This window comes from Chryseobacterium populi (assembly GCF_000282115.1).
Taxonomy (GTDB): Bacteria; Bacteroidota; Bacteroidia; order Flavobacteriales; family Weeksellaceae; genus Chryseobacterium; species Chryseobacterium populi.
In genome coordinates this window covers 1-15,558 of sequence record NZ_AKJY01000006.1, presented here as the reverse complement: position 1 = coordinate 15,558, position 15,558 = coordinate 1, and the positions used below count along the sequence as shown (strand labels likewise).

The 15,558-nt window shown below is 37.9% G+C and carries 12 protein-coding genes; 10 read left to right on the top strand and 2 right to left on the bottom strand.

Annotation, left to right across the window (positions count from 1 at the left end):
• The first annotated feature begins 24 nt into the window (after positions 1–24).
• The 8 genes from PMI13_RS02465 (at position 25) to PMI13_RS02430 (ending at position 10,849) form a co-directional block, all read left to right on the top strand.
• Entirely contained in the window at positions 25–2,145 is a 2,121-nt protein-coding gene (locus PMI13_RS02465; protein WP_007840343.1) for a type IA DNA topoisomerase, read from the top strand.
• 120 nt (positions 2,146–2,265) lie between these two features.
• The gene (locus PMI13_RS02460; protein WP_007840341.1) at positions 2,266–2,688 is read left to right on the top strand and encodes a PaaI family thioesterase; all 423 of its coding nucleotides are present in this window, start codon (positions 2,266–2,268) and stop codon (positions 2,686–2,688) included.
• 184 nt (positions 2,689–2,872) lie between these two features.
• Positions 2,873–3,352, top strand: coding sequence for an RNA polymerase sigma factor (locus tag PMI13_RS02455; RefSeq protein WP_007840340.1), 480 nt, complete (start codon positions 2,873–2,875; stop codon positions 3,350–3,352).
• Positions 3,353–3,472: 120 nt separating this feature from the next.
• On the top strand, positions 3,473–4,297 hold the full coding sequence (locus PMI13_RS02450; RefSeq protein ID WP_007840338.1) for a FecR family protein: 825 nt from the start codon (positions 3,473–3,475) through the stop codon (positions 4,295–4,297).
• A gap of 83 nt (positions 4,298–4,380) precedes the next feature.
• Positions 4,381–7,596: a SusC/RagA family TonB-linked outer membrane protein gene (locus PMI13_RS02445; RefSeq protein ID WP_007840336.1), complete on the top strand. Its 3,216-nt coding sequence runs from the start codon at positions 4,381–4,383 to the stop codon at positions 7,594–7,596.
• 28 nt (positions 7,597–7,624) lie between these two features.
• Entirely contained in the window at positions 7,625–9,025 is a 1,401-nt protein-coding gene (locus PMI13_RS02440; RefSeq protein ID WP_034670073.1) for a RagB/SusD family nutrient uptake outer membrane protein, read from the top strand.
• 17 nt (positions 9,026–9,042) lie between these two features.
• A complete protein-coding gene (locus PMI13_RS21390) occupies positions 9,043–9,978 on the top strand; it encodes a glycerophosphodiester phosphodiesterase family protein (protein WP_007840332.1) in 936 nt (311 codons plus the stop codon).
• A complete protein-coding gene (locus tag PMI13_RS02430; RefSeq protein WP_007840330.1) occupies positions 9,968–10,849 on the top strand; it encodes a glycerophosphodiester phosphodiesterase family protein in 882 nt (293 codons plus the stop codon). Before PMI13_RS21390 ends, PMI13_RS02430 begins: the two co-directional genes overlap by 11 nt.
• A gap of 110 nt (positions 10,850–10,959) precedes the next feature.
• Here the strand turns inward: PMI13_RS02430 and PMI13_RS02425 are convergent, their stop codons facing one another.
• Positions 10,960–11,487, bottom strand: coding sequence for a hypothetical protein (locus PMI13_RS02425; protein ID WP_007840328.1), 528 nt, complete (start codon positions 11,485–11,487; stop codon positions 10,960–10,962).
• A 252-nt stretch (positions 11,488–11,739) separates the two neighbouring features.
• On the opposite strand from PMI13_RS02425, the gene PMI13_RS02420 reads away from it, so the two are divergent.
• Positions 11,740–12,084 carry a phage holin family protein gene (locus PMI13_RS02420; RefSeq protein ID WP_007840326.1) on the top strand — a complete coding sequence of 115 codons (345 nt, stop codon included), beginning with the start codon at positions 11,740–11,742 and terminating at the stop codon, positions 12,082–12,084.
• 64 nt (positions 12,085–12,148) lie between these two features.
• Here the strand turns inward: PMI13_RS02420 and PMI13_RS02415 are convergent, their stop codons facing one another.
• Positions 12,149–13,015, bottom strand: a complete 867-nt coding sequence (locus PMI13_RS02415; protein ID WP_007840324.1) for a chitobiase/beta-hexosaminidase C-terminal domain-containing protein — start codon at positions 13,013–13,015, stop codon at positions 12,149–12,151.
• A gap of 214 nt (positions 13,016–13,229) precedes the next feature.
• Here PMI13_RS02415 and PMI13_RS02410 point away from each other — a divergent pair, with 214 nt between their 5' ends.
• Complete coding sequence (locus PMI13_RS02410) at positions 13,230–15,224, top strand: S9 family peptidase (protein ID WP_007840322.1); 1,995 nt, start codon at positions 13,230–13,232, stop codon at positions 15,222–15,224.
• The last annotated feature ends 334 nt before the right edge of the window (positions 15,225–15,558 follow it).

Here is a 15,558-nt window from a genome sequence, read left to right as displayed (position 1 = left end):
CCCTTCCGATAATTTCGAATATTCATGAAACTTTGTATTGCAGAAAAGCCGAGCGTTGCCAGAGATATAGCTAAAGTATTGGGTGCTACAACACCGAAACAAGGCTATATGGAAGGAAACGGATACTGCGTAACATGGACGTTCGGTCACCTGTGCACCCTTAAAGAACCCCACGACTACGGCCCGGAACTCAAATCATGGAGCCTGATTTTCCTGCCCATCATCCCAAAGAATTTTGGAATAAAGCTTATTCCGAATAAAGGCGTAGAAAATCAGTTCAGGATTATTGAAAAACTGGTCGGAGAATGTGACGAAGTGATTAACTGTGGTGATGCCGGACAGGAAGGGGAGCTTATTCAGCGCTGGGTATTGCAGAAAGCAAAATGCAATAAGCCCGTTCAGCGCCTATGGATTTCATCACTTACCGAAGAAGCGATTAAAGAAGGTTTTGAAAACCTGAAACCCGCAGAAGATTATAAAAATTTATACCTGGCAGGAAATGCAAGAGCAATAGGAGACTGGCTGTTGGGAATTAATGCAACGAGACTGTTCACAAAAAAATTTGGAGGAAACAAAGCTGTGCTTTCCATCGGAAGAGTACAGACTCCCACATTGGCAATGCTCGTTCAGCGTCAAAAGGAAATTGATGCATTCACTACTGAAGAATATTGGGAACTGAAAACAAAATACAGGGATGTCATCTTTAATGCTGCAATTGATAGGTTGAAAACTTTAGACCGCGCAGAAAAAGGCTTGGAATATCTCAAGCTAAATCCTTTTGAAATCGTTTCTTTTGAGATTAAAGAAGGAAAAGAAAAAAATCCGAGGCTTTTTGATCTTACCGGACTTCAGGTAGAAGCCAACAAAAAATACGGGTATTCTGCAGACAATACCCTGAAATATATTCAAAGTCTCTACGAAAAAAAACACGTGACTTATCCGCGTGTTGATACCACTTATCTATCCGAAAGCCTTTATCCGAAAATAGAAGGCATTCTCCAGAAAATGTATTTTTACCAGGAACTTGTGGCTCCTTTATTGCAAGCTCCTGTTCCAAAGTCGAAAGCTGTTTTTGATGATGCCAAAGTGACTGATCACCATGCCATCATCCCGACTGAAATTTCACCTTCCCAAAATCTGAGCAGGGAAGAAAAACTGATTTATGACCTGGTTGCCAAACGGTTTATTTCCGTTTTCTATCCGGAATGTAAAATTTCCAATACCTTAGTGGAAGGGCAGGTAGGAACCATTCCTTTTAAAACAAGCGGACGACAGATTCTTGAGCCGGGCTGGAGAGCCGTTTATGCAAAAGATGCCAGGGAAGAACCGGTTGATAAAGAAAAAGATAAGGAAGAAGAACAAACGATTCCTGAATTCACCGTTGGAGAAACCGGGCCTCATGATCCTATGATCCATCAGGGAAAAACTTCCCCACCAAAACCTTACACGGAAGCTACCTTACTGAGAGCCATGGAAACCGCCGGAAAACAGGTGGAAGACGAAGAACTTCGGGAATTATTGAAGAACAACGGAATCGGAAGGCCTTCAACCCGTGCCAACATTATTGAGACCCTTTTCAAACGAAAATATATCGAGAAGAAAAGAAAGAACCTTATCGCCACTCAAACCGGAATTCAGCTAATTGATACCATTGAAGATGAACTTCTTAAAAGCCCTGAACTGACAGGGGAATGGGAACTGAAACTTCGTAAAATCGAAAGCGGTGAATATGAAGCCAACCAGTTTAAAGAAGAACTGATCCAGATGGTAACCGACCTTACCAAAAAAGTAGTGGACGGAAAAGGAAAAGTAATCCAGCTACAGGAAGAAGAAAAAGCACTTGAAAAGAAAAAAAGAGAGCCTGCTCCCAAAAAAGAGCTCCAGACCTGGGAAGAAACAAAATGCCCGAAATGTAAAGACCATACCCTGATAAAAGGAAAAACAGCTGTGGGATGCTCTGATTTTAAAAACTGTGGCTTTAAAGTTACGTTTGAAATTTTTGGGAAGAAACTTTCTGATAAACAGCTTTTAGATCTTGTCCTGAAAGGGAAAACTTCAAAATTAAAAGGTTTTAGTTCCCATCCTGAAGGAGCAACAGAAGGTGCCCTCTTATTATCTGATGATTTCATTGTAGAATTGAGCTAGATGTAAATCATGAATGTCATTGTGAACCGGAGGTGAAGCAATCTCAGATTAACCTTTCAATACAAAACAGGATCAAAACATTTCAATATAAGTCCATATCTTTACTGTAAATAAAAATTCATGACGCCAGAAAAAAAGAAACTCATTACCGACAGTTTCAGCCGTTCGGAAACTTTGAAATTCTATAACGCAGAACTTCTTGAAGTAGAAACAGATTTTGTTTCCATTAAAATTCCTAAAATGGAAATGATGACCAGAAAAGCGGGAATGTTCAACGGTGCCATGATTGCCTCCTTAGTGGATGTTTCTTCAGGATATGCTGCAGTAAGCCATTATGAGCAGGATTGCTATGTCGTTACCATAGAATTAAAGGTCAATTATCTGCGGCCGGCTATGGGAGATGCTTTAGTTTCAAAATCATACGTCATAAAAGGCGGAACTAAAATCAGTGTGATCAGAACGGAAATCTACACTGTTAATGACACTGGAGATTCTGAAAGTCATGTAGCCACTTCTTTGGTTACGATGATGAAAATAAAATAATAAAGTTAATGCCTGTAAAAATCAAATTTTACAGGCTTTTTTATATTCAAAGGTCATATAACAGAAATTTATTCAGAAAGTTTTTATTTCACTTCCTTTATCAGGCCTGTAAAATTAACATAGCATTAATCCAGGATGAATTTATTATAGATACTTTTGTGAAGCTGTTTTTACCAGACGCACAATGGCGCAATTCAAAAAAATATATTCTGAATATAAACATAGAGTTTATTTCTTCGTCAGAAAATACATCCAGGGAGATGAGGATGTGGAAGATGTTGTGCAGGATATTTTCGTACATGTCTGGAAGCACATGGATAGAGCGAATGATCAGTCAGCCATAGAAGCCATTATCTTTAAAACCAGCAAACAGGAGGTGGCTCATTTCTACCGGAAAAATAAACTGGTAATGGTTTCTTCAGATCAAAATGAAATCCCTGAAAACGAAGATGAAATTTCTGATGAGCTTTATACAGAAGAGCAAATCTCAAAAATAGAATCTTTACTGGATAAGCTGCCCCGGAAAACCAAAGAACTCTTCATTCAGCACAAAATTGAAAATCTCAGCTATTCCCAACTGGCAAAAGAAAATAACATTTCTAAAGTGGCCATAGGCAAGCATATCAATAAAGCCATCAGTTTTCTGAAAATTAATCTGCCCTAAATTTTTTAATTCCGAATATGAACTATTTGTTAAATCTCAATTCATGAGGTTTACGATTTTCTGTTTCTACGTATTTAAGATTAAACAACCTTTGTAAACTTAAGCGAGAATACAAACCATATGAGTTTAGAAGAAGAATTTGAAAAAAACTGGAAATCAGCTTCTGAGGAGCAGAATAGAATAGACGGTATCACAGACGCGAAGATCTGGGTAGGTATTGAAAAGAAAATTGAAAAGAAAAAGTCTGTAAGAAAAATCTATTGGGCTGCTGCCGTACTGGTTCCTTTTTTTGTCCTTTTTGCTCTTTTTAAAATAGCGACTCAAGTTTCAGAAACCGGAATTGAAAAGAAATACGTATATGAAACCCTGGAGAAAGGGAAATCATTTAAGCTTCCGGATGGAAGCAATGTAGAGCTGAAACCTTACAGTAAGCTTACATTAAACAGAAATTTCGGGGAGAAGACCAGAGATATGATTTTTACGGGACAGGGAAAATTCAGTGTAGCCAAAGACAAAACAAAACCTTTCAGAATTAATGCCGGAGAATTTAATGTTCAGGTACTGGGAACTCAGTTTTTTTTAGATCAGAAATCTGCAGAGAAGAAAGTAGAGCTGTTTGAAGGAAAAGTGAAAATAGAACATGGCAGTACGATTACTTATCTGCTTCCCAAAGAAATCTGGATCAATGATGAGCATAAAAAAGATTATCATTATTATCATCCCGAAAAACCAAGGGATTTTACATTTGATCATTCAGCTTATTCTGAGGCCATTCAGGAGTTGGAAAATGTATATAATATAAAAATTTCATATCCGGCCCGGTTTAAAAATAAAAAAGTAAGCGGGGCATTTAAAGGAAACCTTAAAGAAGTTCTTTCAGTAATAAGTTTTCCGTTTAATCTGAAACCAGAAAGAATAAATGAAAGAGAAATCATATTAAAATAGAAAAGCACCGATATTGGCGTATCGATGCTGATTAATTCAATTTAAAAACCGGTAAAAGTTTAAAAATTAACATTTGCGAATTTATGAAAAAAACAGCAATTAGTATTGCTATGCTCGGAATTTTGTGTTCGGCCCAATTATCCTACGCATCAGAAATACATCCTTCTTTGCATTCTGTTTATGCAGCTGCAGAACTGCCAATGACGAAAGTCCTGGAAAAACTCAGCAAAAAAACAGGAACTCAGGTGTTTTATTCCGTTTCCGACCTTGAAGATATTCTGGTGGATGACAGTAAGATTGACTACAGTTCCTTACAAAAAACACTTGATTATTTACAGAAAAATTATCCTGTAGAATTTAATATTCAGAATACTGTCATTACAGTCAGGAGAACATTCGGCAGGTCAATGGTTCAAAACAGACAAAATAAAAATTCTGTTTCAAAAAATGATACCATTCCTGAAAAGGAGAAAAAAATAGAAGAAGTTGTATTGATAGGATATGGAAAACAAAATAAAAAAGATATTTCCGGATCCATTGCTTCCATAGGAGAAAAAGATCTGAAAGGAATTGCTTCCGGGAATTTTGGAGATATGATCGCAGGAAAAGCGACCGGAATTCAGATCACTCAGACCAATGCCAATCCGGGGGCATCACCCAATATCCGGATCCGCGGTATCGGAACTCTGACTGCAGGAGCCAATCCATTAATTGTAGTGGATGGATTTCCTTTAACCGAGGGTACCAATCTTAATTCCATTGATCCCAACTCTATTGCTTCTATTGATATACTGAAAGATGCAGCTTCTACTGCAATCTACGGATCCAGAGGTGCCAATGGCGTGATTCTGATTCAAACCAAAGAAGGAAAGAAAGGTAAATTAGAATATACCCTTGATTCCTATTATGGAATTCAGACCAGAAGTGATAACGAAAAATTTGTCAATGCTTACGATATGGCCACTTTCATGAAAGAAGCGAGAGACAATAATTATCTTTCCAAAGGAACTAACAGAAGTGCTTCTGATGATAATGCCACAAGAATCTCCAAAGGAGCTACCCTGAGAGAATTGATCCCTGATTATCTTACCCCTTACTTAAATAAAGAAAAAGGCCTTGTAGATACCGACTGGTATTCAACCGTTCTAAAACCGGCTCCCATAAGCAATACTTCACTGAATGTTCTGGGTGGAAATGATAAAACAAAATATTCCTTTACCGGAAGCTATCTGAACCAGAAAGGTATATTGATAGGAACTGATTACGAAAAATATTCAGGAAATATCAACCTGGTCACGAATATGACCGATAAACTGAAATTCGGAGTTTCCATGACGCCTTCTTTTGCCCAGGGAAGCCTTTTTGATATGGTGAATGGTGGCCGTACCTACAATCTTCTGCAGATGGCTACTACGATGTATCCGTTTTTTGCTCCGAGAGATGCAAACGGAAATCTGATTATCTCCCAGCAGATCAAAGCCAATACTCCGACTGATGGTGCTTTGGTAGAGAATCCTGTAGCCATAGCGGAAATGACAAAAAGAAAATATACTTTGTTTAAAACGTTCGGAAATATATTCGGAGAATGGAACTTCCTGAAAGATTTCAAATACAAACTTTCTGCAGGTGGAGATTATACAAGCTATGAATATAACTTCTTTGACCCTTCAACAGTAGGCAGCTACAGAACTGCAGCTCCGGATGTCACTACTGCCAGCAGAACAGAATATATCACCAAGAACTACCTGATTGAAAATTTACTGACCTATGATAAAAAAATTAATAACCATTCATTCAATCTCATTGCAGGGCAGTCTTATCAGCAGGAAGAATCAAATAAGGTAACCACTTTAGCAGCAGGATTTCCTGATAACAGCATCACCAATATTGGTGGCGGAACCTCTTTTAAAGTGGATGTGGATCAGTATAAATGGACACTGATTTCCTATTTCACGAGATTCAATTATTCTTATCAGGGAAAATACAGTCTGATGGCTTCTTACCGGAGAGACGGTTCTTCACGTTTTGGAATAAACACCAAATGGGGTGATTTTTATGCATTATCCCTGGCCTGGACTTTGAGCAATGAAAACTTCTTTCCAGAAAATAAATTCCTGAATCCGCTGAAATTAAGATTCAGTGTAGGAAGTAACGGGAACAACCAGATCCCGAATTTCGGGGCACTTTCTCTGATGGCGCAGGATAATTACGTGTTTGGAGGAGTTTTAGCACCGGGTTACCGCTCTTCTACCGCTCCGAATCCCAATATTTCATGGGAAAAATCCGAATCTAAAAATTTCGGAATTGATTTCGGGCTGTTTAATAAATACTTAAATGTTTCTGCAGACTATTATATCCTGAACAGGGATGGTCTCTTGCTGGATGTACCTGTCCCGCAACAGTCCGGATACAGCACCTCTCTGCAGAATATCGGAAAGCTCAGAAATAACGGACTGGAAGTACAGCTATCTTTAAAACCCGTTCATATAGGAGAAAGTTTTGAATACACCAGTAATCTTAGTTTTTCAATGAATAAAAATAAAGTGCTGGCCTTAGCTAACGGGCAAACCCAGATTGTAGCCGGAGCCAATAATTTCGCGATTACAAAAGTAGGCGAATCTATTGCGGAAATGTATGGCTACAACATCGTAGGAGTTTACAAAACCCAGGCAGAGATTGATAATTCACCACATATTTCAGGAACTATGGTAGGAGATTATATCATGGAAGACCTGAATAAAGACGGGAAGATCGACGCGAATGATAAAAAGAGTTTTGGTTCGGGAATTCCAAAATATGTCCTTGGCTTTACCAATTCTTTTAAATATAAAAATTTTGAACTGAACTTTACTTTATACAGTGAGCTGGGAAGAAAAATATACAATGGAGATATGGTAAGTATTACTGAATCAGGGGAAGGATTTGGAGTTCCGTCACAATATTATTTTGATAACAGGTATAACGCTGTAACCAATCCCAACGGCACGTACGCAATGCCCAATATGAACTTTTCAAACAACAGGAAAGAAGCAAGAACCTCCAATATTTTCTTTAAAAATGGAGACTATGTAAGATTAAGGTCGTTAAAGTTGGCTTATAATCTTCCGGATCAATTAATATCTGCTTTAAAAGTGAAATCAATACAGCTGTACTTTGTTGGAAATAATCTTTTGACATTTACTTCCTACAGAGGGCAAAATCTGGATGCAAACTCAGACAGCATATTGACCCAGGGATATGACAGTGGCTATTATCCGGTTGCAAAAGTCTATTCTTTCGGAATGAATATGAAATTTTAATGACTGCCCAATGAATAAATCTAAAACAATGAAAAGAATATATCTTCCTTTATTAGGACTGCTTTTACTGCAGTCATGTTCTTCAGACCTTTTGAATACTTCACCTGAAAGTACCAAAGTAACAGCTAATTTTTACATTGACCAGGCCCAGCTGGAACAGGGTGTAAATGCTGTATATGCAACATTGCAGTATTCCGGACAATATCAGCTGGCGATGCTTGCTATTGGGGAAATTCCTTCAGATAATACCTATGATGAAGTTCCCGCCAATGATAGTTTTACCTATGGTGAATTTGATTTTTTTACTATTCAGTCTAATAATTCCTTACTCGGAAGTACCTGGAAAGACAATTATGTAGGAATACAGCAGGCGAATATTGTTCTCAACAGGATTGAAGGAATCACAATGGATCAGTCCCTTAAAAATACCAGGATCGGGGAAATGAAGTTTTTAAGAGCATTGATGTATTTCAATCTGGTAAGAACCTTTGGAGATGTTCCGTTGGTGACGAAAGAAACAACAGATGTCAACGAATATTTCGGACAGGGAAGAACATCCGTGGAAACGGTTTATAATTTTATTGAAACTGAGCTTAAATCAGCTGTAGATCTGTTGCCTGCAGTAGCTTCCCAAAAAGGGAGGGTATCGAAAGGGGCCGCTTTGGGAATATTGGGTAAAGTTTTAATGACAAGAAATAAATATCCGGAAGCATTACCTTATCTGCAGCAGATAGAGCCGTTGGGTTACAGTTTATTGCCTGATGTGACGAAGATCTTTGATCCATCCAATAAAAATAATGCTGAAATAATCTTTGACGTTCAGTTTACTTCAGGTTTAAGCGGGAATACAGAAGGGAGCCAGGCCTATCAGATGTTCAGTCCTTCAGGATTTGTTTCAGGGGCAAAAGGCCATAATCTGCCTACGAAAGAAGTGTATAATATTTTCGCTTCGGGAGATTCCAGGAGGAATGCTTTTATCGGACTCACTCCAAGCGGGGTTCCGTACAGCAAAAAATTGGTAAAAACATCTGACGCAGTTGCTGATGGAGGAAGCAATGTAGTCGTACTCCGTCTGGCAGATGTTTACCTTTTAATGGCAGAATGTTATGCAAAAGCAAATGATTTTAGCAATTCAAATCTGTATCTGAATAAAATCAAAACCAGAGCCGGATTAAATCCGGTAAACTTTACCGATCAGCAGCAGCTGACCGACGAAATTGCTTTGGAAAGACGGAAAGAGCTGGTAGGAGAAGGGCATAGGTGGTTTGATCTGGTGAGAACCGGAAAAGCAGTAACGGTAATGACTGCCCATTTTCAGAATACACCGGGATACAATACAGCCGTGATTAAAGATTATAACCTGTTGATGCCTGTTCCACAAGGTCAGATTAATACAGATCCTGCCATCAAACAAAATCCCGGATATTAACTTCAAATACTTAAAAAATGATTCATAAGAATTTAAAATATATTAAAAAGATAAGCTGTGTTTTGGGTTTTTTAATAATTCAGACAGGCTTTGCCCAAACCAATTATTTCAAACAGGGAATTCCGGAAAATAAAATTCTGGTGGTTGCCCACAGAGGAGACTGGAGAAACTATCCGGAAAACTCAGTCAAAGCTATAGAAAGCGCTATAAAAATGGGAGTTGATATTGTTGAAATAGATCTGCAGAAAACCAAAGATGGACAGCTTATTGTGATGCATGATAAAAAACTGGACCGCACAACCACCGGTAAAGGGGAAATCTCTGAAACCACCCTTACCGAAATCCACCCTTTATTTCTTAAAAACGGTGCAGGTATGGCAACGAGAGAAAAAGTTCCTACACTTGAGGAAATATTGAACTTTATTAAAGGAAAAAGAATCATGCTGAATCTGGATAAAGGCTGGGATTTTATCGAAGAGGTGAGGATGCTGACAGAGAAAACCGGAACAACAGAACAGATTATTTTAAAAGGAAACAAAAAAGCTTCGGAATTAAAAAAAGAAGTGGGAAAAAAGCTCGATCATATCATCTACATGCCTATGGTATGGCCTGAAGATTACAGTATTTATAAAAGAGATGAGGTTTTGAATCCAGCAGATTATATCAGGGATTTTTCTGAGATTTTCAGCCCTGTAGCGTATGAAGTGATTATTAAGGATGATACTCCGAAAGCAGACGAATTATTAAAGCTGATCCGTAAAACTCATGCAATGATCTGGATTAATGCTCTCTGGCCCGAATTATGTGCCGGGCACGATGACGATAAAGCAGTAGACCACCCTGATGAAAACTGGGGCTGGATCATAAATAAAGGAGCGAATATCATTCAAACCGACCGACCTGCAGAATTAATACAGTATCTGAAATCAAAAAATTTAAAGTATGAAAATTAACAGGTTCATATACATTCTATTATTCATTTCAGGAATAGTTCTGGGGCAGAATAAAATCTTCCTTTCAAAATTTCCGCAGGATAAAATAATGGTGGTTGCCCACCGGGCAGACTGGAGAGAAGCGCCTGAAAACTCTGTAATGGCAGTAAAAAAAGCAATTGAAAAGGGAATCAATATGGTGGAAATAGATCTGGCCATCACCAAAGATAATGTACTGATTTTAATGCATGATCATACCATCGACAGAACAACCACGGGAAAAGGGAAACCTTCCGATTATACATTGGAGGAAATTAAGAAATTTTATCTGAGAGACGGGCTGGGAGTTCCCACCCAGATGCAGATTCCCACCCTTGAAGAAATACTGGATGTTACTAAAGGAAGAGTATTCATCAACCTGGATAAGGCATTTGATTATTTTGATCTGGTATATCCTGTTCTGAAAAAAAGAGATCTTCTGGATGAGGTTCTTTTTAAAGGTACAGCCACTTATGAAGAATTCAATAAAAAATATGGGGCAATGAAAAATGAGATTCATTACATGCCGATCATAAGGCTTGCTGCGAATGAAGGCTTGTCCAAAATAAATAATTACCTGAATCATTATAAAGTCTATGGTTTTGAACTTACTTTGGGTCCGGATGAAAGCCACCTGATCAATTTTAAGGAAATTCAGGGAAGAGGAGCCCGGATTTGGGTGAATTCTCTGTGGCCACAGCAAAGTGCAGGGCATAATGATGATCTGGTACTTGAAAATCCGGATGCTTATGAATGGTATGTGAAAAAAAATATCAATATCATTCAGACTGACAGGCCTAAGGAACTGATTGATTTTTTGAAAAAGAAAAATCTGTATTCCCCGGTAAAATAAATCACTATATTCTTCATGCTCATTAATCAGATTAATGAGAAACAGTTGCCTGAGTAACCCTTAGGCAATCTGTTTTATTCGGAAAACGTTTAATTATAAAGAAAATATCATCAAAGAGGAGGCTTGTCTTCAATATATAATTTCGGATTCCATCTTATCCGGTTCATCAGTCCTGCAATATCCGGCCTGTACACCCGTACATCATAATTTACAGTTCCTTGGGTGAAATTATTGAGACCGGATACTGTAAACATTTCCGATTCACTGGACAATATGTTCGGGAAACTCCAGATGCCGGGTTTAAATGTTTTTGCAAAGAAAGGCAGCTCAAAATCAGTAAGAGGAATACCGTTCTGATCACAATACCAATTGACTGTAACGTAACGCTTTAAGATAAAAGGGCTCAAAAAACCTTTGCCTGAAAGCTGTTCCAATTGGTCATCAAGAATTTTTCTGTTGGTATATTTAAAATGTACCGGTTTTTTTTGGATAAGCGAAAGAGACATGATTTTATAAAACTGAGAGTATTTCCTGTTGTAAATAACCAGAGCTCCCACGCCCAAAGCAGTTGCAGAAGCTATAAGAGTTTTATAGGATATTCCTTTTTCTGTGATTTGATTATTGTCAAGTTCGTCCATGAAAATAGATTTAAGGTTATAAAGAGATCTTTAGCCCGGAATGATTCGCTACTACCGGGTTTTAATGTTTTTGATGAAGTAAAGTTCAGGTTTTCTTTAAAGCGGGAGAAGAGGGAAAATACCCATTTAAAAAAAGCAGGTGTTTCCCTTATACGGACATTTTTAAAGAAAATCCTTTAAACAGAAAAGTTATGTTAATTGCCGTATGGAACGAGATTTGATAACTATTTACCAACTATTAAAAATAATCATATGAACTTAATTATCCGATTACTCGTAACGGCAATAGTTGCGTATCTTTTAACCAAAATTTTACCCGGAGTACATTTCGAAGGATTTTCAACAGCAATTATTTTTGCTATTGTTTTGGGAGTTTTAAACCTGATTGTAAAGCCTGTATTAAGTCTTTTCGGGCTCCCGCTGACGATTATCACCCTGGGATTATTTGCCCTGGTGATTAATGCCTTAATTATTCTTATTGCCGATTATTTCATTGACAGTATGGTAGTAGACGGCTTCTGGTGGGCACTTATTTTCAGTATTGCGCTCTCCATTATTACTTCTCTGGCTAATTCTATGTTCTCAGACGGGGATTAATCCTGCAGACTTATAAGTATAGAAAAATAAAACTGTTAATGTTAGAATTAACGGTTTTTTGTTTTTATTTCCTGATGAATTTTAAAAGAATTTCATTTCCCTGGCGATCATTCAGTTTTATAAAATAATTTCCAGAAGGAAGCTGGCTGATGGAAATCTCTTTTGATGTAAACATATTCCTGGAGATCACTTTTCCACTTGCATCAATGATTTCATACTCTTTAAAATCTTTCTGACTGTTGATTTTTAAAACATCAGAGACCGGATTGGGATAAATTTTCACCAGGCTAAAAGGGTTTGCATGAGTTTCGTTTGTACCCAGATACAGGCATGAAGGCGGATTGCTTATTTCCCCGTTGGTGAAGTCGTAATATAATGTACTTCCCATAGGAATCAGATTGGGACTGATCGTGCCGGGAATATTCGGAAAAGGCATACAGTTATTAAAACTTACATTGGCATTTTCAAAATTTCTTGTGACCTTGTACCATCCTTCACATCCGGTGTTTATCATGGCAATTCCGGGCCATTGGGTATCAATGACAAAGCCGTCGATAGAATTGGGATTTACCATATCAATCAATATACAGCTTCCGTTGGTCCATCCTGATGGAGGTTTAAAATAAACAGCAGCAGTCTGAACAGGCCCCGTATAATATTTTTTACTGAATATGGATGAGGTATTTCCTTGTCCGTCAACCAGAAAGGCCTTAATTTCCTTGTTCTGGTTAATGGCGACCTGGAAATTATTGAAGGCTGAGCTGGAATTCAATGTAGGAGTGCTCCCATCTGTGGTATAATAAATTGTACCGCTTCCGGAAACGGTGACCTGATAAGGGCTATTATAATGAGTAGCTCCCGGGGTCATGGTTATTTGTGAAAAGAGGAGCAGAGAGGAAAAATGGAATACAGTGAATAGAATTCTTTTCATAATGATTAGTTTTTTGAACGATATAAAATTAATTAATATAAGATAACTATATATTTAATTGTACAAATAAATATATAGTTATCTTATATTAATTATAAATGCGCTTTCATTTGAATTTTAAACACATTTACATACCTTTGACAATCTTTGATTTAAACAGGAATTGATGAAATCGTTTTCCGGTTTCATACATCCATAAAATGAATATCTACATATGAAACTTAAGTACAGCCTGCTGGCTTTGGCAGCTCCACTTTTAATGAATGCACAACAATTAATGACGCCTGAAATTCTCTGGACTTTGAAAAAAGTTGGAGTACAGGCAGTTTCACCGGATCAGTCTTCACTTATCTATAAAGTTGGTCAGGTTGATTTAAAGACAGAAAAAACAAAAAACGAAAACTATTTTCTTAACGTTCTCAACAATCAGTCTTCCAGGATCGATTTGGGTAAAAAAGCCCTTGTTCAATGGGATAAAAATGGAATCTATGCTCAGGAAGGAGACCAGATTTATCTCTCGAAAGATAACGGTAAAACCTGGACTGAATTTTATGCCATAGGTGAAGTTGATAATGTTGTTATTTCTCCGGATGGTAAAAAAATTGCGTTCAGCAAACAGGTTTTGGTTGAAAAACTGATGGGGAAAGATAAATACAGCGATACCCCGAAAACAACCGCACAGGTTTATACAGATCTGAACCACAGACATTGGGATTACTTCAATGAAGGAAAATACAACCATGTTTTTGTAGTAAACGTTTCAGAGAAAGCGGATGCTGCAAAAGATCTATTGGAAGGTAAAACATGGGATTCCCCGCAAAGACCTTTCGGAGGGGCAGAAGACTTTATCTGGAGCCCGGATTCTTCCCAGCTTTTATATGTGACCAAACCAAAAAGTGGTAAAGAATACGCAACAAGTACCAATACGGATATTTTTGCTTATGATTTAGCTTCCGGGACTACAAAGAATTTAACTGAAACCAATAAAGGTTACGATGTTAATCCTAAATTTAGTCCCGATGGAAAATCTCTGCTTTGGCAAAGTATGGCCAGAGACGGATATGAAGCAGATAAAAATGATGTGAAAGTAATGGATTGGAAATCCGGGAAAACAGATAATCTTACCAAAAGCTGGGACGAAAGCGTTTCAGGAGATGTTTTCTGGGGTGGAGATTCAAAAACGATTTACTTCACCGCAGCATTTAAAGGAACGAAACAGCTTTTCTCTTTAGATCCTAAATCTGCAAAAGTACAACAGATCACAAAAGGGAATTTTGATGTGAATGAAATTTTTGCAGACAATAAAACCTCATTGCTGGTAGGAAGAACAGATGTAAACCATGCAACAGATATCTTCTCTGTAGATCTTAAAAACGGAGAAATGAAGCAGGTTACCGAAACAAATAAAGAGACGTATGCTAAGCTTGCTCAGGGAAAATCTGAACTGAAAATGGTAAAAACTTCAGACGGTAAAGAAATGGGAGTATGGTTTCACTATCCGCCAAACTTTGATCCGAATAAAAAATATCCTACCCTTGTTTATTGCCAAGGTGGTCCTCAATCTGCACTGACGCAGTTTTTCAGCACAAGATGGAACTTTGCCCTGATGACGGCAAACGGATACATTGTGGTAGCACCCAACCGTAGAGGAATGCCGGGCTGGGGAACAAAATGGAATGAAGAGATTTCTAAAGACTGGGGTGGGCAGCCGATGAGAGATTACCTTGCAGCAACAGACTATGCGAAAACCTTGCCTTACGTTGATGGCGACAGGGTAGCAGCAGTAGGAGCCAGCTATGGTGGATACAGCGTATTTATGTTGGCGGGAATTCATGAAAACAGATTCAAAACGTTCATTGCCCACGACGGATTATTTGATATGAAATCATGGTATTTAACAACGGAAGAACTTTGGTTTGCCAACTGGGATCTTGGTTCCCCTTGGGATAAGCCACAGCCAAAAGCGTACACAGACTTTAATCCTAGCAACTTTGTTGAAAAATGGAATAAGCCGATCATGGTGGTTCAGGGCGGAATAGATTTCCGTGTTCCTTACGAGCAGGGGCAGGAAGCTTTCCAGGCCGCAAAATTAAGAGGATTAAAAACTAAACTGGTTTATTTCCCGAATGAGAATCACTGGGTACTTCACCCGCAAAACGGATTGGTATGGCAAAGAGAATTCTTCGACTGGCTGAAAGAAACTTTGTAACCTGACAAAATAAAATATCAAAAGAAACGGGCTAAAGCCCGTTTCTTTTGTTTTAATTAAGCCATTAAGGCTTTCTTAAGCAGACAAGCATATTAAGATTAAATAGCCCTTATAAATATAATTTTAATAGAGGTAAGATCCATATTTCTTATCGTAGTTAGTCTTACTTTGCTAAGTGTTAACGCCTTTGTGCTCTTAAATATACAGCCATTCTTTAAAAAACTCTTTGCGCCCTTTGCGTTTAAATTAATTTATCTTTTAATCGAATAATTTTCTCCGGATCACACAAATTATTTAAGTGAATTATTATCCACAACATCATCCCGATCCGCAA

Coding starts and splice junctions, on each gene's coding strand:
- PMI13_RS02465 (WP_007840343.1), top strand. CDS start 25: ATGAAACTTTGTATTGCAGAAAAGCCGAGCGTTGCCAGAGATATAGCT.
- PMI13_RS02460 (WP_007840341.1), top strand. CDS start 2,266: ATGACGCCAGAAAAAAAGAAACTCATTACCGACAGTTTCAGCCGTTCG.
- PMI13_RS02455 (WP_007840340.1), top strand. CDS start 2,873: ATGGCGCAATTCAAAAAAATATATTCTGAATATAAACATAGAGTTTAT.
- PMI13_RS02450 (WP_007840338.1), top strand. CDS start 3,473: ATGAGTTTAGAAGAAGAATTTGAAAAAAACTGGAAATCAGCTTCTGAG.
- PMI13_RS02445 (WP_007840336.1), top strand. CDS start 4,381: ATGAAAAAAACAGCAATTAGTATTGCTATGCTCGGAATTTTGTGTTCG.
- PMI13_RS02440 (WP_034670073.1), top strand. CDS start 7,625: ATGAAAAGAATATATCTTCCTTTATTAGGACTGCTTTTACTGCAGTCA.
- PMI13_RS21390 (WP_007840332.1), top strand. CDS start 9,043: ATGATTCATAAGAATTTAAAATATATTAAAAAGATAAGCTGTGTTTTG.
- PMI13_RS02430 (WP_007840330.1), top strand. CDS start 9,968: ATGAAAATTAACAGGTTCATATACATTCTATTATTCATTTCAGGAATA.
- PMI13_RS02425 (WP_007840328.1), bottom strand. CDS start 11,487: ATGGACGAACTTGACAATAATCAAATCACAGAAAAAGGAATATCCTAT.
- PMI13_RS02420 (WP_007840326.1), top strand. CDS start 11,740: ATGAACTTAATTATCCGATTACTCGTAACGGCAATAGTTGCGTATCTT.
- PMI13_RS02415 (WP_007840324.1), bottom strand. CDS start 13,015: ATGAAAAGAATTCTATTCACTGTATTCCATTTTTCCTCTCTGCTCCTC.
- PMI13_RS02410 (WP_007840322.1), top strand. CDS start 13,230: ATGAAACTTAAGTACAGCCTGCTGGCTTTGGCAGCTCCACTTTTAATG.